Origin of the sequence: Leclercia sp. J807 (assembly GCF_009734465.1) — a bacterium.
Lineage (GTDB): Bacteria > Pseudomonadota > Gammaproteobacteria > Enterobacterales > Enterobacteriaceae > Enterobacter.
Genome location: NZ_CP046446.1, coordinates 1,085,670 through 1,104,913 on the forward strand (window position 1 = coordinate 1,085,670; position 19,244 = coordinate 1,104,913).

Below are 19,244 nucleotides of genomic sequence, written 5' to 3' on the forward strand. Positions count from 1 at the left end.
ATTGACCGGAGGGACACTTTCATCTAACTGTTATGAAGGTTAAACCTTCCATCAAGGGGAAGGTCAAGGGGGAAACGTGAATATCAGTGATGTTGCCAAAAAAACCGGCTTAACCAGCAAAGCGATTCGTTTTTACGAAGAGAAAGGGCTGGTGACACCGCCGCTGCGCAGTGAGAACGGCTACCGGAGCTATACGCAAAAGCACCTTGATGAACTCACGCTGCTGCGCCAGGCGCGTCAGGTGGGGTTCAATCTGGATGAGTGCGGCGATCTGGTGACGCTGTTTAACGATCCTGCCCGCCACAGCGCCGACGTTAAAAGCCGGACGCTGGATAAGGTTGCCGAAATTGAGCGGCATATTGTAGAGCTACAGGCGATGCGCGATCGGCTGCTGGCCCTCGCCGAGAGCTGTCCGGGGGATGAGAGCGCCGACTGCCCGATCATCGATAATCTCTCCGGCTGCTGTCACCGCAAAGCGAAGGCTTAACGCCGGGCGGGGTTGAGCATAAACACCACCGTACCGCGATACCAGGGGGATTTTCGCAGTTGCGCTTCGGCCTGCACATCCCGCTGACCGTTTTGTACCAGCCCGAGCTTAAAGGGAATGCGCAGCCGGGCAAGCGCGGGGAGATAGGCCTGATAGTTGTCTACCGTGTGGCGGCCCTGATAGCTCTGGATCACCAGTTCATCCACCGCCAGTGCGTTCAGCGTGGCGACATCGCCGGTTTTCGCCCAGTCCAGTAGCCCGGTCACCCCCAGCGCAAACTCCGGCGGCAGCTGCTGGCGAAGTGTGCGCAAAAAGCGCGCGTAGTCCGCCAGCTGGTGGGTAGCGGCATCAAAATCGACCTGCAAACCCACCACCTGATTTCCTGCGGCCTGCCAGCGCTGCATCAGGCGGACAATTCTCGGCACGATGGTCGGCGGCACCTCAAGGGTGGTAAAGCGCACGGTCAGCCAGATGGAGGGAAAGGTCAGGCGACTGACCGGCAGGCCGAGGCGCTGAAACACCACCTCATTGGGCCGGGCCAGCACTTCGCCCTGATGGAGATAGACCGTTTGCGCCTCTTTCAGTGCGTCGCTGGCCTTCACCCCTGACCAGAGCCAGAAGGCCGGATGCTCGTGGGCGGTAACGATTTCTGCCGCCTGCGCCTCTCCGGCCAGCAGCGCGGCTACCAGTAGTATTTGAGTTTTTGCGCCCACGGACTGCCCGGATACTGCGTTTTTAACTGCGAGAACCAGCCTTTGCGCTGGGCTTTGTCCACATCGGTTCCGCCACATTCGTTATAGCCGGACGGGGCGTAGCACATGATGGCCCGATAGAGCGCATAGCTCTTATCTTCATGTTCCGCCTTCGGTGAGGTAATGACCTGCTGGTAGTAAGCCTGTCTGTCGAACTGTCCGTAAGGTTCTTTGCGGTGGATGGCCGCCTCCAGCACACCGTTGCCCGCACTCTCTTTCCACAGATCGACACGGGTATTGGTTGTGCGGAAAAATTCGCCCAGACAGTTCAGGGCATGGGCATCTTCGGCGTTCTGGCTGAGCACCTGCACGGTTTTATCCAGACTACGACACACATAACCGGCTTCGGCGGCATCACCGTTCCAGTCGAATACGCTCAGGTTAACATCGTCAAACGCTTTGCCAATAACTGGCGACGTTATCGCGCTGGCGAGCTTTCTGTCATTTAACCAGTCGCTAAAGCGGTTCTCCGTTAAGTCGCGCACCAGCAGGGTATGCAGCGCAATGGTCCGCTCTTCATTGTTGGGTCCCTGACTGACCTGCTGACGTAACCGCTCAGGCGAGGCTACCGCTTTCAGTACCCGGGAGCGATAACGCAGGCTGGTGATGGCGCTATCCGCGGCAAATATCGCCTCTGTATTGCCGCTATAGACCAGGGTGGCCGCCAGTCTGGACTGCACGTACTGCTGCTGTTCAGCATCCTGGCTGAGGTTGAGCAGCTTAAGCCAGAAATCACGCGCCGCAGGCCACTGCTTTTGCGCCATCAGCGCGTCGCCGTACAGTACCTGCTCGCTGAAGGCGACAATGTCGTGCGCCGGGAGTGTTTCTGCCGGTTTAACGGCCTGAAGGATGGCGGCAGGGTTATTCGTCGCCTGCCACAGGTTCAACTGTAAATTGCGCCACAGCGCCAGCTTGCCGCTCTGTTCAAACGCCGGTTTACTACTGTTGAGATCCTCCTGCGTCAGGGTCGGTTTCTCGTCGCTGTTCAGGCGAAGGGCGCGCAGGAGCTCGATATAGCTGACCTGCGGTGCGTCGGGGAAGGCCTCTTTCACGGCGGTCATAAAAAAGTGCATGCCAAAGACATTATCGTATTCGGTTACCAGCCCGCGTAACGTCTGAGCATCAATAGCCTGCTGAAAACTCTGCTCATACAGTACTGCCAGCTGAGGCCATGCCTGCAAATACCAGTTGATGCGCCGCAGCATGCCCTGCGCTGAACGGGCATACTGCCCTTGCGGCCAGCGTTGAAGATAGGCTCGCGCCTCTTTTTGCGCCTGCTCAGCGGCTGGCCGCCTAATATCCTCGAGAAGAAAATCGCCATACTCTCCGTGGCTGAACTCGCTGCTTTTATTCAGCGCCGTGCGCATCAGCATATACTGCGCGGTTTCTGCCAGCCATGGACTGTCGCGTTTAACCAAAATAGTGAAGTCTCGTTCTGCGCTGTCATAATCCCCGTCATAGAAATGGGCTGCACCTGTCAGATAAAATTTATACAGCAGAGAAAACGAATTTGCCGGAAGATTCTCCAGAGTACTGGCAATGTAGTTCTGGCTTGCACCAGAGTAAATCGCTATGCGCGCCTGTGCCAGAGCATGTCGCTGTTCCGCCGTCAGCGCATTGTCAGCCAGCAGCGCGGCAAAAAACTGGCTGAGGCTGTCGGCAGTGTTCGAGACGAAGCGGTTTTCTTGCTCGGTGTCCTTCTGGGTATCAATGGCCTCGAGCTGCAATGCGGCCAACTGCTGGCTAAGAACGCTATTTTCAGCCGGTTTATCCGCCGCTGTGGTGGTCGGGGCCACCCGTTCACCCCACTCCGGGTGGTAAGCAAAATAGACGTCACGGGAGCGGGTAATATCTGCAGGCATCGACTGCACGGGCAGGGCAAAGGATTTGGCTTCGCTCAGCAGGCGCAGCAGGTTGTCGCGGGAGTCGTTGCCGGGCGTCAGCACCGGGTCGCCTTTCAGCAGACAGTGCTCATCGCTCCAGTTGCAGTCTTCCATATCAAATGAGGCAAATGCCGGCGCGGCGCTCGCCAGTAAGGCGCTAACGCTGAGTGCCAGCGTTGTCTTCCTGACCATCATGCTATTCCTGTTTTTATCGGGAAAGGGCCCGGACGCGAAGGGTAATACCCTCTACGGCCACCACCTCAACTTTGGTGCCGACGCTTAAATCCTCGTCGGCCACAACCGGCCATGAACTGTCGCCGACGCGCATATGACCGCGCCCGTTAACCAGGGCGGTGTCCAGGGTAAACTGCATCCCCACCAGCTGTTTACCTCGCTGGTTGAGCCGGGCATCGGCGGGCTTCTGGGCGCGCACCTGCCTTGAAAGCCAGCGCCACCAGAGCCAGGCGGCAATCAGGGTCAACAGGGCAAACAGCACGCCCTGCCATGCCCAGTCGAACGGTAAGATCCACACCAGCAGCCCGGTGATAACGGCTGCCACGCCGCTCCACAGCAGATAGCCGTTGCCGCCGAGCATCTCTGCCGCCAGCAGGAGGCCGCCGAGGCTCAGCCAGAAAACGTGCGGATGCGCAGCAATCATCTCGATCATCATTTGCGCTCGTTGCCGCTGTTTTTGATCAGCTCCGCGATGCCACCGATCGAGCCCATCAGGCTGCTGGCATCCAGCGGCATCATCACCACCTTGCTGTTATCCGCCGAGCCAATGGCCTGTAGCGCCTCGGTGTATTTCTGCGCCACAAAGTAGTTAACCGCCTGGATATCCCCGGCTGCGATGGCTTCCGAAACCATTTTCGTGGCGCGGGCTTCGGCTTCCGCCGAACGTTCACGGGCTTCAGCCTGTAAGAAGGCCGACTGGCGTTCGCCCTCGGCTTTGAGGATCTGCGACTGTTTTTCCCCTTCAGCCTTCAGGATCTCCGCCTGACGCACCCCTTCGGCCTCCAGAATGTAGGCGCGCTTGGTTCGCTCGGCCTTCATCTGGGCGTTCATGGAGGTGATCAACTCTGCTGGTGGGCGCACGTCGCGGATCTCAATACGCGTGACTTTAATACCCCAGGGATTAGTGGCTTCATCGACGATGTGCAGCAGGCGGGTGTTGATGCTGTCGCGCTGGGAGAGCATTTCGTCCAGCTCCATTGAACCCAGCACGGTTCGAATATTCGTCATCGTGAGGTTTATGATGGCTAGCTCAAGGTTGCTGACCTCGTAAGCCGCTTTCGGCGCGTCAATCACCTGAATAAAGCAGACCGCATCGATGGTGACATTGGCGTTATCCCTGGAGATAACCTCCTGAGACGGGATATCGAGGACCTGCTCCATCATGTTGATTTTGCGGCCAATGCGGTCCATAAACGGCACGACCAGACTTAAGCCCGGCTGCAGTGTCGTGGTATATCGACCAAAACGCTCAACCGTCCACTGGTAGCCCTGCGGAACGATTTTGACACCGGCGGCGACGATCACCAGCGCCACGAAGATCAAAATAGGGATGACGATGAACATGTAAAACCTCCTGTTTTGTATTCCATGTTGCGATAAAAACTGTTCGTTTGTTGCGCATAAGTATACCGGCAAACAGGGGTAAATTCCCGCCAAATCAACGAGCCGGGCTGGATTCAGACATAAAAAAGCCCCGCTAAAAATAGCAGGGCAACGCGTGTTTTCCGTCAACGGAGAAGCTCAGGCTTCGGGGTGAGTGTAAGAGAAGTCAGCGATATACTGCTCGCCCGCATCAACGATCGCCCGCGACAGTCCTGCATAATATTTTTCCAGCCCCATCGCTTCTATCTGCTGCAGCTGCTCGCGCACCGGGGCACAGAACAGACCGGCGTTACCCGCTTCGACGCGCTTATTATTCGGTGGCAGATCGCCGGTGATTGCTTTAAACCAGGTGCGGATACCCTGTTTAAGGTTATTTGGCGCTTTCGACAGATCGTCGATCCCCGTCAGCACCTGCAGGGTCGGGAAGCGATCTTCCGCCACGGCGCTTTTCAGGCGGTCAAAGAACTGGCTGAACAGTTCAAAGGAGCCCAGTTCGATAATTTTCGGTTTTGTGGTTTTACCGTTTTTATTGCCGATTTTGCTTGCCGCAGGCGTACTGGACGGCACGATACCTGTCTTATGCAAGTCTAAACCAAACAGCAGATTGCAGTGGGCACGGCGCTCTTTCAGCGGGTAGGACATCAGCACATCGATAAACGTTGTCGCCATCACATCCGAAAGCTTATGGTTGATCAGCCACTGAGAGCGGGAGAAATCTGCCGGGGAGACAAACCAGTGCGGAACCTCGTTGTAACGCTTAGATTTACCTTTGCCATCAAATTCAATGAAATGCGTGCCGTTGTCGAAAGCAAATTTGCAGTTTTTAAAGCTGACGATGGTGGTGTTGACGATCAGCGCTTTTTTGACGAAATCAACGACTTCCGGGCCAATAACGAAGCTGGTCTCTGCCGATGAGCGGATGACTTGCATTAATGTTTCTACATCAGGAACACCCGGCTTAAGAGAGGTGAACTCATAAAAGATATGTGTCATGCCGCATACTTCCTATAGTTATTAGCGTGGCCTTTTCATAACGAAAAAGTTTAACACCATCCTGCCAGAGGAGGCTAATGGCAACGTGTGCGGGAGTTTTGCGACGATCACAAATGGAAGATAAACGTTACTCCAGGCGGGCTAATCGTCCAGAAACGTGGACATGCCAAAGGCTATATTTTACATCGTTAAAGTCTGATTAACATTTGTTTAAAATTAAACATCAGGAAGACTAAACAAACGCTACCAGCAGAGATAAAAAAGCCGCCATAACGGCGGCTGACAGAGTATTTAAGGCGGCACTGACCGGCCAGCTGGCAGAATCAGTACAGCAGAGCGTAAAGTTTACGGCGATAAGTCGAAGCCAGTGAATCACCCGTCCCGAGGGCGGCCAGAATTTCCTGGAACATTTTGCGCGCCTGGCCGTCCGCCGCAGCCAGATCCTTTTTAAGATGGCTAAACAGCAGTTCCAGCGCCTCTTCGTTACGGCCCACCTGATGGAGCTGCAGCGCCAGCTGGCTCGCCAGTACCGCGTCGTCAGGGTTGTCGGCAACCTGCTGTTGCAGCTGCTGAATTTCCGGCGTATCCGCCGCCTGCTTCAGCAGTTCAATTTGCGCCACCAGCCCCTGATAACGGGTATCCTGATCCTGCAATGGGATCGTTTTGAGCACCACTTCGGCCTCTTCAGAACGCTTTAAGATAATCAGCGTTTCCGCCAGCAGCAGGCCAATTTCACCATTCTGACCGGAGAGCTGCCACGCCTCTTTGAGCAACGGCAGGGCTTCGTCATGTTTGCCTTCGGCCATCAACGCTGCCGCCTGCTGCGCTTTCAGTTCCTCTTCGCGCGGTAGCACTTTATCCAGCAGGGCGCGGATCGCCTCTTCCGGCTGCGGGCCCTGGAAGCCATCCACCGGCTGACCGTTCTGGAACAGATAAACCGTAGGAATGGCGCGCAGGCCAAACTGGGAGGCAATCATCTGCTCGGCGTCGCAGTCCAGCTTCGCCAGGATAAACTGACCGTTATACTGGGCTGCCAGCTTCTCGAGCACCGGGGTCAGCTCCAGACAGTGCTGGCTCCGTTCAGACCAGAAGTAGAACAGCACCGGTTTGGTCATCGACTGTTCAAGGGTCTGGTGCAGGTTGGCTTCGGTAATGTTGACAATATTCTGTACGGACATGCGGCTATCCCAATTATGAGTTTCTGTTTACATGGGGGCGTGGCGCGTGGCTTCAACTCAACCCTGTAAAAATTTGTCCATCAACCGGCCAGGCAGCAGGCGCTTCAGCAGGCTGACGGCATGGGTCACCAGCGTGACCGGATAACGCAGTTTGGGGTTTTTGCTCTCAAAAGCATGGCGCACTTTGGCGACCACCGCCTCCGGCCCCAGGGTAAAACGGGCGGCGATACCGGGATTTTCCACCGGTTTGTCAGCCTGGGTTTGATTGACGTTGTCGGTAAAGCGGGTGCGGATAGGGCCCGGTTCAATCAGGCTCACCTTGATGCCGCTGTGACGGAGCTCCATGCGCAGGGCATCTGACCAGGCTTCCAGCGCATATTTGCTGGCGGCGTAAGCCCCGCGGCCAGGGGTAGAGATAAGCCCCATCACTGAGGAGGTCATCACAATCCGGCCTTCGCCGTGCGGCAGCATGGCTGGCAGCAGGCGCATAGTCAGCTGATGAACGCCAAAAAAATTGGCGGAGAATTGTGCTTCAAGCTGCTGGCGGGTGACGCTCTGCAGCGGGCCGTAAACGCCGAAACCGGCATTGTTAAACAGCCCGTACAGACGATTATTGGTGAGAGCGATCACCTCATCGGCGGCGCGCTCAATGCTGTCGGTACAATCCAGATCCAGCTGTACGCCGGTTAAGCCCATGCCGTTCATCCGTTCAACATCTTCCGGTTTACGGCAGGCGGCCAGCACCCAGAACCCCTGACGCTTCAGCTCAAGGGCGCTTTCCAGGCCAATTCCACTGGAACATCCTGTAATTAAGACCGATTTTTGCATAACTTTACCTGTCAGGATCTCCGTTGAATTACGAGTCATGTTTAACTAATGGAGCCAACCGGGTTGCCATCCAGTCGGCGATAAACGGTTGGGCGTCCCGATTGGGGTGAATGCCGTCGTCCTGCATCCACTGCGGTTTCAGGTAAACCTCTTCCATAAAAAAGGGCAGCAGCGGAATATCGAACTCTTTAGCAAGCTTCGGATATATCGCGCTAAAGGCTTCATTATACCGACGACCATAGTTGGCAGGCAGTCGAATTTGCATCAGCAACGGCTGGGCGTTCGCGGCGCGGATATCCTGCAAAATTTTGCGCAGGGTTTGCTCTGTCTGCTGTGGCTGGAAACCGCGCAGGCCGTCATTGCCGCCAAGCTCCACCAGCACCCAGCGCGGCTGGTGCTGTTTCAGCAGGGCTGGCAGACGGGAGAGCCCTTGCTGGGAGGTATCCCCGCTAATGCTGCCGTTAACAACCGATGTTTTGCTCTGCCATTTATCATTCAGCAGCGCAGGCCAGGCGGCACTGGCCGCCATCCGGTAGCCAGCACTCAGACTGTCACCCAGAATTAATAGCGTGTCCGCAGCTGCGGCGCGAAATGAGAACAGCATCAAAAACAGGAAGGGCAAATGCCAGCGGAAAACATTGTTGAAGTTCATCATCTTAAGAAGTCCGTGGGTCAGGGTGAGCACGAGCTTTCCATCCTCACCGGAGTTGAACTCATTGTCAAACGCGGGCAGAGCATCGCCCTGATTGGTGAATCGGGCTCCGGCAAATCCACGCTGCTGGCGATCCTCGCCGGTCTGGATGACGGCAGCAGCGGCGAGGTCAACCTGGTCGGGCAACCCTTGCATAAGCTCGATGAAGAGGCGCGCGCCGCCCTGCGGGCAAAGCACATTGGCTTTGTGTTCCAGTCGTTTATGTTGATCCCAACCCTCAACGCGCTGGAGAATGTCGAGCTGCCGGGACTGCTGCGCGGTGAGAACACCGCCCAGAGCCGGGAGAGCGCCAGCGCGCTGCTGCAACAGCTGGGGCTGGGTAAACGCCTCGATCACCTTCCTGCACAGCTCTCCGGCGGCGAGCAGCAGCGCGTGGCGCTGGCCAGGGCGTTTAACGGTCGCCCGGACGTGCTCTTTGCCGACGAACCCACCGGCAACCTCGATCGCCAGACCGGGGATAAAATTGCCGATCTGCTCTTTTCCCTGAACCGTGAACACGGCACCACGCTGATTCTCGTCACCCACGATCCGCAGTTGGCCGCCCGCTGCGATCGCCGCCTGCGTCTGGTCAATGGCGAACTGCAGGAGGAAGCATGATTGCCCGCTGGTTCTGGCGCGAATGGCGCTCCCCCTCGCTGCTGATTGTCTGGCTGGCGCTAAGCCTGGCGGTGGCCTGCGTACTGGCGCTTGGCAGCGTCAGCGATCGGATGGAAAAGGGGCTCAGCCAGCAAAGCCGCGAGTTTATGGCTGGCGACCGGACGCTACGCAGCTCCCGCGAGGTGCCGCAGGCGTGGATTGCAGAGGCGAGAAAAGAGGGGCTGAAGGTCAGCGAGCAGATCAGTTTCCAGACCATGACCTTTGCCGCCGAGACGCCGCAGCTGGCGAGCGTGAAGGCGGTCGATGATATCTATCCGCTCTACGGCGAGCTCCAGACCAACCCGCCGGGGCTGAAGCCTGCGCCGGGCACGGTGCTGCTGGCGTCGCGTCTGATGGCGCTGCTGAATTTAAAAACCGGCGACAGCATTGATGTCGGCGATGCCACCCTGAAAATCGCCGGGGAGGTGGTTCAAGAACCTGATTCCGGTTTTAACCCCTTCCAGATGGCGCCGCGTCTGCTGATGAACACCGCCGATGTCGCCAAAACCGCGGCGGTACAGCCCGGCAGCCGCGTCACCTGGCGCTTTAAGTTTGGCGGCACGCCCGCGCAACTGGAACGTTACGAAAAATGGCTCCTGCCGCAGCTGAAGGTAGAGCACCGCTGGTCCGGGATGGAACAAGAGGAGGGCGCGCTCGGCAAATCGCTGGAGCGTTCTCAGCAGTTCCTGCTGCTCTCGGCGTTGCTCACGCTGCTGCTGGCGGTGGCGGCGGTGGCAGTCGCCATGGGCCACTACTGCCGCAGCCGCTACGATCTGGTGGCGATCCTCAAAACGCTGGGGGCGGGCAGGGCGCAGCTGCGCAAACTGATTATCGGTCAGTGGCTGATGGTGCTGACGCTCTCGGCTGTCACCGGCGGGATGATGGGGCTACTGTTTGAAAAAGTGCTGATGGTACTCCTCAAGCCGGTACTGCCCGTTGCGCTGCCCCCTGCCAGCCTGTGGCCGTGGCTCTGGGCGATCGGGGCGATGACCGTCATTTCGCTGCTGGTGGGGCTGCGTCCTTACCGCCTGCTGCTGGCGACACAGCCCCTGCGCGTTCTGCGTCGCGACGTGGTGGCTAGCGTCTGGCCGCTGAAATATTACATTCCGGCTATCGTGGCGGTGGTGGTGATGCTCCTCGCCTGGCTGATGGGTGGGAGCATGCTGCTGTGGGCCGTGCTGGCTGGCGCCGTCGTGCTGGCGCTGCTCTGCGGCGTGCTGGGCTGGATGCTGCTCAGTGTGCTGAAAGGATTGACGGTAAAATCGCTGCCGGTGCGTCTGGCGGTAAACCGCCTGCTGCGCCAGCCGTGGTCGACCCTCAGCCAGCTGTCGGCATTTTCGCTCTCGTTTATGCTGCTGGCGCTGCTGCTGGTGCTGCGCGGCGACCTGCTCGATCGCTGGCAACAGCAACTCCCGCCAGAAAGTCCGAACTACTTTTTGATCAACATTGCCCCGGAGCAGGTAACGCCCCTGAAAGCGTTTCTCGCTGAACACCAGATTATCCCGGAGTCTTACTACCCCATTGTGCGGGCGCGCCTGACCCAGATTAACGGACAGTCCACCGAGGGCAATAAAGATGAATCCCTCAACCGCGAGCTGAACCTCACCTGGCAGGATAAGCGCCCGGATCACAACCCCATTGTGGCCGGAAGCTGGCCGCCAAAAGCGGGTGAAGTCTCCATGGAGGAGGGGCTGGCAAAACGCCTTAACGTCGCCCTGGGGGATACGGTGACCTTTACCGGCGATACCCAGGATTTCAGCGCGAAAGTGACCAGCCTGCGCAAGGTTGACTGGGAGAGCCTGCGGCCTAACTTCTTCTTTATCTTCCCCGCCGGGGCGCTGGACGGACAGCCCCAGAGCTGGCTCACCAGCTTCCGCTGGGAGAATGGCAACGGCATGCTGACCCAGCTTAACCGCGAGTTCCCGACCATCAGCCTGCTGGATATCGGCGCGATCCTTAAACAGGTCGGGCAGGTGCTGGAGCAGGTGAGCCGGGCGCTGGAGGTGATGGTGGTGCTGGTCACAATTTGCGGCGTGCTGCTGCTGCTGGCCCAGGTGCAGGTCGGGATGCGCCAGCGTCATCAGGAGCTGGTGGTCTACCGTACCCTGGGGGCAGGTAAAAAGCTGCTGCGCACCACGCTGTGGAGCGAGTTCGCCCTGCTGGGGCTGGTGGCTGGCCTGGTGGCGGCCATTGGGGCAGAAACCGCGCTGGCGGTGCTGCAAACCCGGGTATTTGACTTCCCGTGGGAGCCGGACTGGCGGCTGTGGGTGATCCTGCCGCTCAGCGGAGCGGTACTGCTTTCGCTGTGTGGCGGCTGGCTGGGGGCGCGTTTACTGAAAGGCAAAGCCCTGTTCCGTCAGTTCTCTGGTTAATTCCCCTCTGCAATCATTGCGCGCCGGTTAATATACCGGCGTGTTCCACTTAAGTAGCATAAAAAAATAAATCATTGAATTTTAGTGGCACAAATCATTAAAAACTGGGCAACACGGACAGATAAATCCTGGTTAATATTCACCTGCTAAATAAATGGCAGTGTGTCTATCAAGGAAAAATAATGACCATAACTAAAAAAGCGCTGGCGGTAACGATCGGCGCAGCAGTGGCATTGGCGTCTTTTGCATCCCAGGCTGAAATCACCGTTCTTAAACAAGATCCGCAGGCGGGCAACCCGCTGAGCCGTCTAAATTTCACCGTTGGCGGCAGTATTCGTCCTCAGTTCCAGAACATGACCGGCGACGACGGCAAAAACAGCTACAAGCGTAACGGCTTTGACGGCGGTACCCGCTTCCGTTTCGCGGCGGATTACTACCTGTTTGATGACATCAGCTGGGTCAGCTACTACGAGCTGGGTGTGAACATTCCGGCGCAGTTTAACTGGGACAACCACCATGCGGACGGCGCGCACGACACCTCCCGTCGTATGCTCTACACCGGCCTGAAGAGCGACACCTGGGGCACCCTGACCTTCGGTCAGCAGAACAGCGTCTATTACGATGTAGTAGGCGCGAAAACCGATATCTGGGACTACGACATGATCGGCCAGGCCCCGGGTAATGGCATCAACGGCGACTACGACGGTTCTTACCGTTCACGCCAGATGTTGAAATACAAGAAAACCCTCGGCGATGCCGATATCTACGCCTCGTACCTGTTCGAAGACAGCGAATATCTGCCGGGCAACGGCCTGCGTTACAAACGTAAAGGCGGCGGTTCACTGGGTCTGGATTATCGTCTGACCACCGATCTGACCTGGGGCGCGGCCTGGAACTACACCCGCGCCGACATGCGTAACCCGGATAACGGCGACAGCAAAACCTGGGATCAAAACATCCTCGGTACCGCGCTGAGCTGGACTCCAGACAACTGGACCTTCTCCGCAGGCGGCGGCTGGTATCAGAACTTTATGACCAGCAAAAAAGTGTCGGTTAACGACTACTTTGCGGGCGATGCGTGGGGTATTGAGTACTTTGCCGGTTATAAATTCCCGATTGGTCAGTATGCGGTGAAATCGATCCAGCCTTACTTCATGGGTGACCGTATCGAGACCATGAATGGCCGCAATTACCAGCGCATCGACAATGGCTTAGGCGTCAGCTTCCAGCTGGACTACGGCTTCCGCGTCGATTACGAGCACGTATTCACCTCCAGCACCGACGATCTGGGCGATATGAACCTGGTGCGTCTGCGCTACGATTTCTGAGTCGTCTGTTCCCCCGGTAGCGCGCAGCGATCCGGGGCTACGTGCGGTGCGGTTTGTTTCCGGTTGCACTGCGCGTACTGGAACGGTGTAGGCCGGGTAAGCGCAGCGCCACCCGGCGTTCTGTCAGCGGCTCAGCCACTCCGCCACGTCCCCATACGTCCCGCGATAGACAATCTTCTCTGCCTTCTTCTCCAGCTGATAGCGATACATCGGGTCGTAATAGTCATTGAGCAGCGGCGCCAGCCAGCTGAGATGCGCCTCCGTACTGCCGGTACGCTGCTGTTCATCCAGAGCGCTGTCCAGCAGGGCGGTCAATTCGGCATAACGCTGTAACCCAAGGCGGCGGCGAATGGCAAACAGGCCGTGGTGCAGATACTCGCCGTACTCCAGCCAGCCCGCCTCTTCCCCCCGCGCTTCGCGAAAGGCCTGCCACATCTGCTCGAAATACTCTTCGCGCAGGCGCTCAAGGCGCACCTCAAACGGGTCCTCAACCACCACAATGGGCGATTGCGCCATGCGGTCGCGCAGGCACTCCGGCAGATGGTTAGAGCCAATCATCCGCCCCTCATCTTCCAGCACCCAACGCGCGGCGTCCTTTTTCAGCAACTCGACGGCGAGATGGTTTTCAAAACTGGCCTGCGAAAGCTGCGGGGCCAGCGTGCGGCCAAAGGAGGAGCCGCGGTGGTGCGCCAGTCCTTCGAGATCGACGCCCTCAGGATGCGCCTTCACCAGCAGCGTTTTGCCGCTCCCGGTGCAGCCGCCAATCAGCACGCTGGGTTTTTGTGCCTGCTCAACGGTCGCCTGGATAGCCGCCTGGCGTAGCGCTTTGTAGCCGCCGACGATTAGCGGATAATCCACCCCGGCCTCTTTCAGCCACGCCTGCGCGATATGCGAGCGCTGTCCGCCCCGGGCGCAGCAGAGATAGCCCTGCGGGTGGGCAAGGCAGGCGGCGCGCCAGGCCTCCAGCCGCTCTTCACGCGTCTCACCGCTTACCAGACGGTGGCCGAGCGCCAGTGCCGCCTCCGGTCCCTGCCGCTTGTAGCAGGTCCCCACGGCGGCGCGTTCGTCGTCGTTCATCAAAGGCAGGTTGTGTGCCGCAGGCATGGCGCCCTGAGCAAATTCCACGGGCGCGCGCACGTCAATTAATGGCGTGTCGGTAGCAAGTATGGCGCGGTAGTCCGTCCCATCGTTCATAAGGATCCCTCAAAACAACAATGGGCAGGATTTTACGCCGGGGAAGGGGAAGGTCAACTCCCCGGCGGTGAGGCTTAGCTGAGCGTTGACTGCGCCCAGGCAATCCCGCTGGCGTACTCCGGCGGCAGCAGCGGGACAATCGCTTCAAGCGTTGCGCAAAGGCGAGGGATATCGCTGTCATTCAGGTTGAGATGACCGACTTTACGACCTGGGCGCACCTCTTTATCGTACCAGTGCAGATGCACCAGCGGCAGCTTCAGCCAGTCGTAGTTCAGATCGGTGCCGATCAGGTTGATCATCACCGACGGGCTGTTGACCACCGGCTGCGGCAGCGGCAGGCCGGTAATGGCGCGCAGATGCAGTTCAAACTGGCTAATGGAGGCACCGTTTTGCGTCCAGTGGCCGCTGTTGTGGACGCGGGGTGCCAGCTCGTTGATCAGCAGACCTTCTGGGGTGACGAAGCACTCCATCGCCATTACGCCGACGTAGCCCAGCGCCTGCATGATGGCAGAGAGCATGCTTTCTGCCTGCGCTTGTTGCGCTGCGTTGGCCTGCGGGAAGACCACGCTGGTGCGCAGGATCCCGTCCTGATGCAGGTTGTGGGTCAGGGGATAAAAGACCGTGCTACCGTCGTGGGCACGAGCTCCTACCAGCGACACTTCCCCGCTGAAATTAATGCCCTGCTCAACGATGCACTCCCCGTAGCACTCGTCCGGCAGCTGGTCGGTTTCACCGGCGCGCAGACGCCACTGGCCGCGGCCATCGTAGCCACCCACGCGGCGCTTAACGATCGCCAGTTCGCCCAGAGAGTCAAACACACCCGGCCACTGGCTTTTTTCACTCAGCAGCTGCCACGGCGCGGTAGCGAGATGCAGATCGTCGAACAGCTGCTTTTGCGTCAGACGGTCGGCAATGATCGGGAAGATATCGCGATTAACAAAGGCGTTGTGACGAGCCAGCTCGCGGGTTAACGGCGTTTCTGGCCAGCGTTCGATTTCTGCGGTGATGACGCTCTGCTGAAACGGCACGGCTTCGGGTTCATCGTCCAGCCCGACCGGCCAGACGGCGATCCCCAGGGGTTCACCAGCCTGGCGCAGCATACGGCCTAACTGGCCGTTACCAAGGACGCAAACCTGCTTCATGCCGCACCTCGCGGGTCCGGGTTCTCCAGTACCTCGTCGGTCTGGGTGGTACGCCACGCGACCAGGCGCTGATGCAGTTCTTTATCATGAGTTGCCAGGATCTGAGCGGCCAGCAGCGCGGCGTTAGCTGCGCCTGCTTTGCCAATCGCCAGCGTCCCTACCGGAATGCCGCGTGGCATCTGCACGATGGAGTAGAGGCTGTCGACACCGCTCAAGGCAGCGCTTTGTACCGGGACGCCGAGCACCGGCACCAGGGTTTTGGCGGCAATCATGCCGGGCAGATGCGCGGCGCCGCCGGCACCGGCAATAATCACCTCATAACCGTTCTCTTCCGCGCTTTCGGCGAAGCTGAACAGTTTATCGGGGGTGCGGTGCGCGGAGACCACTTCAACGTGGTGAGGAACGTTCAGGATGTCAAAGATTTCGGCGGCGAACTGCATGGTAGCCCAGTCGCTTTTGGACCCCATCACGATGGCGACACGCGCCGGATTATTGCTGGAAGACATGCGTCTTAAAACTCCTGTGGTGCACAACTCTCGGCTTTTGAGGTGAGAGAGAATAGCACGATACACAGGCAAGGAAAACGGTTGCGCGGCTAAAACTTCCGGCAAAATCCCGCGCTTTCTGCCACAAAAAAACCGCCGAAAGGCGGTCTTTTCACAGGTTGCTTTGACAATTTACAGGAGATTGCCTGCAGTCAGGCTCTCTTTATCAAAGGCGTGGCTTACATCAATATGATTTTGATGCACAGCCGTGTCGATATTCGAACCCGCCTCCGGGGTGGAGACATGATGCTCTGCAGCCATTGCGCCAGATGACAGTGAGGCGGCCAGCAGCAGGGCGCTGACGATACTGATATTTTTCATTCTCTTTTCCTTCTTCATCTTATTGTCGCTGTCGCTGGTCTTTTATCTGGCGGCACGGCAATGCGTTAAATTATTTAGTCAGTTCAGCGGTCATGTACACGCGGTTGTCGAACTGGGCGCTGGTGATTTTGTAGGCGGCACCCTCTTTAGCGGCCTGAGCGGCAATTTTGGCTTCGGCGCGGTCAATGGTAGAGGCGGTGGCGCTTACACTCTGGGCGAAAGAACCGAAAGAGATCAGAGAAAGTGCGGCAACTGCAACGAAAGTTTTGATGGATTTCATGGTCGTATTCCTTAAGCTGATTTGTCTCGAGTAGGGCGTTGTTGCCCTGATGTGAGTAATCATAGGCCGACCAAAGTGTGATTAAAATCAAAACAATTTGCGGGAAGAGTTCAAAAAAATTGAATAATTTTCAGGCGGGGATTTCAGAAAGGGAAAGCGATCAGTTCCACACCTTCGGGCGTGACCTTAATCATCGATCCTTCGCTATGCCAGGCGCCTAACACCACGCGGTGGGCTTGCTCGCCGTTGGCGGTCAGGTCGTGCATGGCCGGGCGATGGGTATGGCCGTGGATCAGCCACTGGACCTGGTGTTTCTCCATCACGCTGACTACTGCCTGCGGGTTCACGTCCATGATGGTCATCGATTTGCTGCTGTTGGCAGCTTTACTGCCGGCGCGCATCTTCGCGGCGATACGGCTGCGGATAAATAGTGGCAGGGCGAGAAACAGGGTCTGGATCCAGGGGGTATGCACTTTGGCGCGAAACGCCAGATAGCCGGTATCGTCGGTGCAGAGTGTGTCGCCATGCATAATCAGCACGCGGCGGCCATACAGGTCGAGGACGGTCTCTTCCGCCAGCAGGATCATGCCGCTTTCCCGGGCGAAGCGTTTACCCAGCAGAAAGTCGCGGTTGCCGTGGATAAAGAAGCAGGGGACGCCAGAGTCGACCAGCGCTTTAAGCGCACCCGCTATCTCGCGGTGCAGCGGGTTCGGGTCGTCGTCGCCAATCCAGGCTTCGAACAGATCCCCCAGGATGTAAAGCGCATCGGCGTGGCGGGCTTCACCCTTTAAAAAACGCAGAAAACCGGCGGTGATCGCCGGTTCTTCTGTTTGCAGATGCAGATCTGCAATAAAGAGTGTCGCCACGAATTATTCGCTGACGGTCACGCTTGTGATTACAACGTCTTCTTTTGGAACGTCCTGGTGCATGCCGCTGCGGCCGGTAGAAACGGCTTTGATCTTGTCAACCACGTCCATACCTTCTACCACTTCTGCAAACACGCAGTAGCCCCAACCCTGCAGGCTTTCGCCAGAGAAGTTCAGGAAGTCGTTGTCTGCTACGTTAATGAAGAACTGCGCGGTGGCAGAGTGTGGCGCCTGAGTACGTGCCATCGCCAGGGTACCGCGGGTGTTTTTCAGACCGTTATTAGCTTCGTTTTTGATAGCCTCTTTGGTCTCTTTCTGTTTCATGCCAGGTTCAAAACCGCCGCCCTGGATCATAAAGCCGTTAATGACACGGTGGAAAATGGTGTTGTTGTAGAAACCTTCGCGACAGTAGTCCAGGAAGTTTTTAACTGTTTCAGGCGCTTTGTCATCAAAGGTTTTGATTACGATATCGCCATGATTAGTGTGGAAAGTAACCATTTTTGCATCCTGTTCCGTTATAGTGGTGCTTCGACCCCGCCTGGGGCCACAATAAGCGCTTGTTATAGCATAACCTCACGACGCGATCACCTTGCATTGCGTGCTGCTTCGGGTTTGAATTACCATTAGAATATGCTGTTTTCACCCACACACGTCTCACATGGAATCTTCGATGTTAAAAATCTTCAACACACTGACGCGCCAAAAAGAGGAATTCAAACCTATTCATGCCGGAGAAGTCGGCATGTACGTGTGTGGTATTACCGTTTACGATCTCTGTCATATCGGCCATGGCCGTACTTTTGTTGCCTTCGACGTGGTGTCGCGCTATCTGCGCTTCCTTGGGTACAACCTTAAGTATGTACGCAATATCACCGATATCGACGACAAAATTATCAAACGCGCGAACGAAAATGGGGAAAACTTCGTCGATTTAGTCGATCGTATGATTGGCGAAATGCACAAGGATTTCGACGCGCTGAATATTCTGCGCCCGGACATGGAGCCGCGCGCGACGCACCATATCCCTGAGATCATTGAGATCACCGAACAGCTGATTGCTAAAGGCCACGCCTACGTGGCGGACAACGGCGACGTGATGTTCGACGTGCCGACCGATCCGCACTACGGTCAGCTCTCCCGCCAGGATCTGGATCAGCTCCAGGCCGGGGCGCGCGTGGACGTGGTTGAGGTTAAACGCAACCCGATGGACTTCGTGCTGTGGAAGATGTCTAAAGAGGGGGAGCCAAGCTGGCCGTCCCCGTGGGGCGCGGGCCGTCCGGGCTGGCACATTGAGTGTTCGGCCATGAACTGCAAACAGCTGGGTAACCATTTCGATATTCACGGCGGCGGTTCTGACCTGATGTTCCCGCACCATGAAAACGAAATCGCCCAGTCCACCTGCGCCCATGACGGCGAATATGTGAATTACTGGATGCACTCCGGGATGGTGATGATTGACCGCGAGAAGATGTCCAAATCGCTGGGCAACTTCTTCACCGTGCGCGACGTGCTGAAGTATTACGATGCCGAAACCATCCGTTACTTCCTGATGTCCGGCCACTATCGCAGCCAGCTGAACTACAGCGAAGAGAACCTCAAGCAGGCGCGTTCTGCCCTGGAGCGTCTCTACACCGCCCTGCGCGGGACCGACACCTCCGTGGCGGCTGCGGGCGGCGAGGCGTTTGAAGCCCGCTTTATCGAGGCGATGAATGACGACTTCAACACGCCGGAAGCCTACTCTGTGCTGTTCGATATGGCCCGTGAAGTGAACCGTCTGAAAGGGGAAGATGCGCATGCGGCTAATGCGCTGGCCTCTCATATGCGTAAACTGTCTGGCGTACTGGGTCTGCTGGAGCAGGCGCCGGAAGCGTTCCTGCAGAGCGGTGCGCAGACGGATGACGGCGAAGTGGCTGAAATTGAAGCGTTAATCAAGGCGCGTCTGGAAGCGCGTCAGGCGAAAGACTGGGCCGCGGCCGATGCCGCGCGTAACCGTCTCACCGAGATGGGCATCATCCTGGAAGATGGCCCGCAGGGCACCACCTGGCGCCGTAAGTAAGTCCATCATGTCCGGCGGCGCATCGCTTGCCGGACATGGGTTTTTGTAGGCCGG

At 57.6% G+C, this 19,244-nt stretch carries 20 protein-coding genes; 5 read left to right on the plus strand and 15 right to left on the minus strand.

Annotated elements, in window-relative coordinates; translation table 11 throughout:
* Positions 1–76: 76 nt before the first annotated feature.
* Positions 77–487: a Cu(I)-responsive transcriptional regulator gene (cueR, locus tag GNG26_RS05015; protein WP_114387758.1), complete on the plus strand. Its 411-nt coding sequence runs from the start codon at positions 77–79 to the stop codon at positions 485–487.
* Here cueR and GNG26_RS05020 read toward each other — a convergent pair.
* The 8 genes from GNG26_RS05020 to tesA all read right to left on the minus strand — a co-directional run bounded on the left by GNG26_RS05020 (position 484) and on the right by tesA (position 8,390).
* Positions 484–1,200, minus strand: coding sequence for a DUF3142 domain-containing protein (locus tag GNG26_RS05020; protein WP_156237946.1), 717 nt, complete (start codon positions 1,198–1,200; stop codon positions 484–486). The two genes, cueR and GNG26_RS05020, sit on opposite strands and share 4 nt — an antisense overlap.
* Positions 1,170–3,314, minus strand: a complete 2,145-nt coding sequence (locus GNG26_RS05025) for a hypothetical protein (RefSeq protein WP_156240132.1) — start codon at positions 3,312–3,314, stop codon at positions 1,170–1,172. The genes GNG26_RS05020 and GNG26_RS05025 overlap by 31 nt, the downstream gene beginning before the upstream one ends.
* Before the next feature lie 16 nt (positions 3,315–3,330).
* Positions 3,331–3,789 carry an NfeD family protein gene (locus GNG26_RS05030; RefSeq protein ID WP_103181037.1) on the minus strand — a complete coding sequence of 153 codons (459 nt, stop codon included), beginning with the start codon at positions 3,787–3,789 and terminating at the stop codon, positions 3,331–3,333.
* Positions 3,789–4,700, minus strand: a complete 912-nt coding sequence (locus tag GNG26_RS05035; RefSeq protein ID WP_103178526.1) for an SPFH domain-containing protein — start codon at positions 4,698–4,700, stop codon at positions 3,789–3,791. The genes GNG26_RS05030 and GNG26_RS05035 overlap by 1 nt, the downstream gene beginning before the upstream one ends.
* Before the next feature lie 177 nt (positions 4,701–4,877).
* Positions 4,878–5,732, minus strand: coding sequence for a hypothetical protein (locus tag GNG26_RS05040; protein WP_156237947.1), 855 nt, complete (start codon positions 5,730–5,732; stop codon positions 4,878–4,880).
* A 323-nt stretch (positions 5,733–6,055) separates the two neighbouring features.
* The gene (locus GNG26_RS05045; RefSeq protein ID WP_103824087.1) at positions 6,056–6,910 is read right to left on the minus strand and encodes a co-chaperone YbbN; all 855 of its coding nucleotides are present in this window, start codon (positions 6,908–6,910) and stop codon (positions 6,056–6,058) included.
* Between the two features lie 57 nt (positions 6,911–6,967).
* The gene (locus GNG26_RS05050) at positions 6,968–7,777 is read right to left on the minus strand and encodes an SDR family oxidoreductase (protein ID WP_156237948.1); all 810 of its coding nucleotides are present in this window, start codon (positions 7,775–7,777) and stop codon (positions 6,968–6,970) included.
* Positions 7,767–8,390 carry a multifunctional acyl-CoA thioesterase I/protease I/lysophospholipase L1 gene (gene tesA, locus GNG26_RS05055; RefSeq protein ID WP_103178530.1) on the minus strand — a complete coding sequence of 208 codons (624 nt, stop codon included), beginning with the start codon at positions 8,388–8,390 and terminating at the stop codon, positions 7,767–7,769. The genes GNG26_RS05050 and tesA overlap by 11 nt, the downstream gene beginning before the upstream one ends.
* Between tesA and ybbA the strand changes: the two genes are divergently transcribed.
* The 3 genes from ybbA to GNG26_RS05070 all read left to right on the plus strand — a co-directional run bounded on the left by ybbA (position 8,361) and on the right by GNG26_RS05070 (position 12,786).
* Entirely contained in the window at positions 8,361–9,047 is a 687-nt protein-coding gene (ybbA, locus tag GNG26_RS05060; protein WP_103824089.1) for a putative ABC transporter ATP-binding protein YbbA, read from the plus strand. The genes tesA and ybbA overlap by 30 nt on opposite strands.
* Positions 9,044–11,458 (plus strand): putative ABC transporter permease subunit YbbP, encoded by a 2,415-nt coding sequence (gene ybbP / locus GNG26_RS05065; RefSeq protein WP_156237949.1) that lies wholly within the window; start codon positions 9,044–9,046, stop codon positions 11,456–11,458. The genes ybbA and ybbP overlap by 4 nt, the downstream gene beginning before the upstream one ends.
* A gap of 182 nt (positions 11,459–11,640) precedes the next feature.
* On the plus strand, positions 11,641–12,786 hold the full coding sequence (locus GNG26_RS05070) for a porin (RefSeq protein WP_156237950.1): 1,146 nt from the start codon (positions 11,641–11,643) through the stop codon (positions 12,784–12,786).
* Between the two features lie 123 nt (positions 12,787–12,909).
* Here GNG26_RS05070 and mnmH read toward each other — a convergent pair whose 3' ends face one another.
* The 7 genes from mnmH to ppiB form a co-directional block, all read right to left on the minus strand.
* A complete protein-coding gene (mnmH, locus tag GNG26_RS05075) occupies positions 12,910–13,980 on the minus strand; it encodes a tRNA 2-selenouridine(34) synthase MnmH (RefSeq protein ID WP_156237951.1) in 1,071 nt (356 codons plus the stop codon).
* Between the two features lie 74 nt (positions 13,981–14,054).
* Complete coding sequence (purK, locus tag GNG26_RS05080) at positions 14,055–15,122, minus strand: 5-(carboxyamino)imidazole ribonucleotide synthase (RefSeq protein ID WP_156237952.1); 1,068 nt, start codon at positions 15,120–15,122, stop codon at positions 14,055–14,057.
* The gene (gene purE, locus GNG26_RS05085) at positions 15,119–15,628 is read right to left on the minus strand and encodes a 5-(carboxyamino)imidazole ribonucleotide mutase (protein ID WP_156237953.1); all 510 of its coding nucleotides are present in this window, start codon (positions 15,626–15,628) and stop codon (positions 15,119–15,121) included. Before purE ends, purK begins: the two co-directional genes overlap by 4 nt.
* 171 nt (positions 15,629–15,799) lie before the next feature.
* Positions 15,800–15,988, minus strand: a complete 189-nt coding sequence (locus tag GNG26_RS05090; protein ID WP_156237954.1) for a hypothetical protein — start codon at positions 15,986–15,988, stop codon at positions 15,800–15,802.
* A 70-nt stretch (positions 15,989–16,058) separates the two neighbouring features.
* On the minus strand, positions 16,059–16,268 hold the full coding sequence (locus tag GNG26_RS05095) for a YdgH/BhsA/McbA-like domain containing protein (protein WP_103178537.1): 210 nt from the start codon (positions 16,266–16,268) through the stop codon (positions 16,059–16,061).
* 143 nt (positions 16,269–16,411) lie between these two features.
* Positions 16,412–17,134: a UDP-2,3-diacylglucosamine diphosphatase gene (gene lpxH, locus GNG26_RS05100; RefSeq protein WP_156237955.1), complete on the minus strand. Its 723-nt coding sequence runs from the start codon at positions 17,132–17,134 to the stop codon at positions 16,412–16,414.
* Positions 17,135–17,137: 3 nt separating this feature from the next.
* Positions 17,138–17,632 (minus strand): peptidylprolyl isomerase B, encoded by a 495-nt coding sequence (ppiB, locus tag GNG26_RS05105; protein ID WP_020685026.1) that lies wholly within the window; start codon positions 17,630–17,632, stop codon positions 17,138–17,140.
* Between the two features lie 172 nt (positions 17,633–17,804).
* On the opposite strand from ppiB, the gene cysS reads away from it, so the two are divergent.
* Positions 17,805–19,190 (plus strand): cysteine--tRNA ligase, encoded by a 1,386-nt coding sequence (cysS, locus tag GNG26_RS05110; protein ID WP_114387747.1) that lies wholly within the window; start codon positions 17,805–17,807, stop codon positions 19,188–19,190.
* The last annotated feature ends 54 nt before the right edge of the window (positions 19,191–19,244 follow it).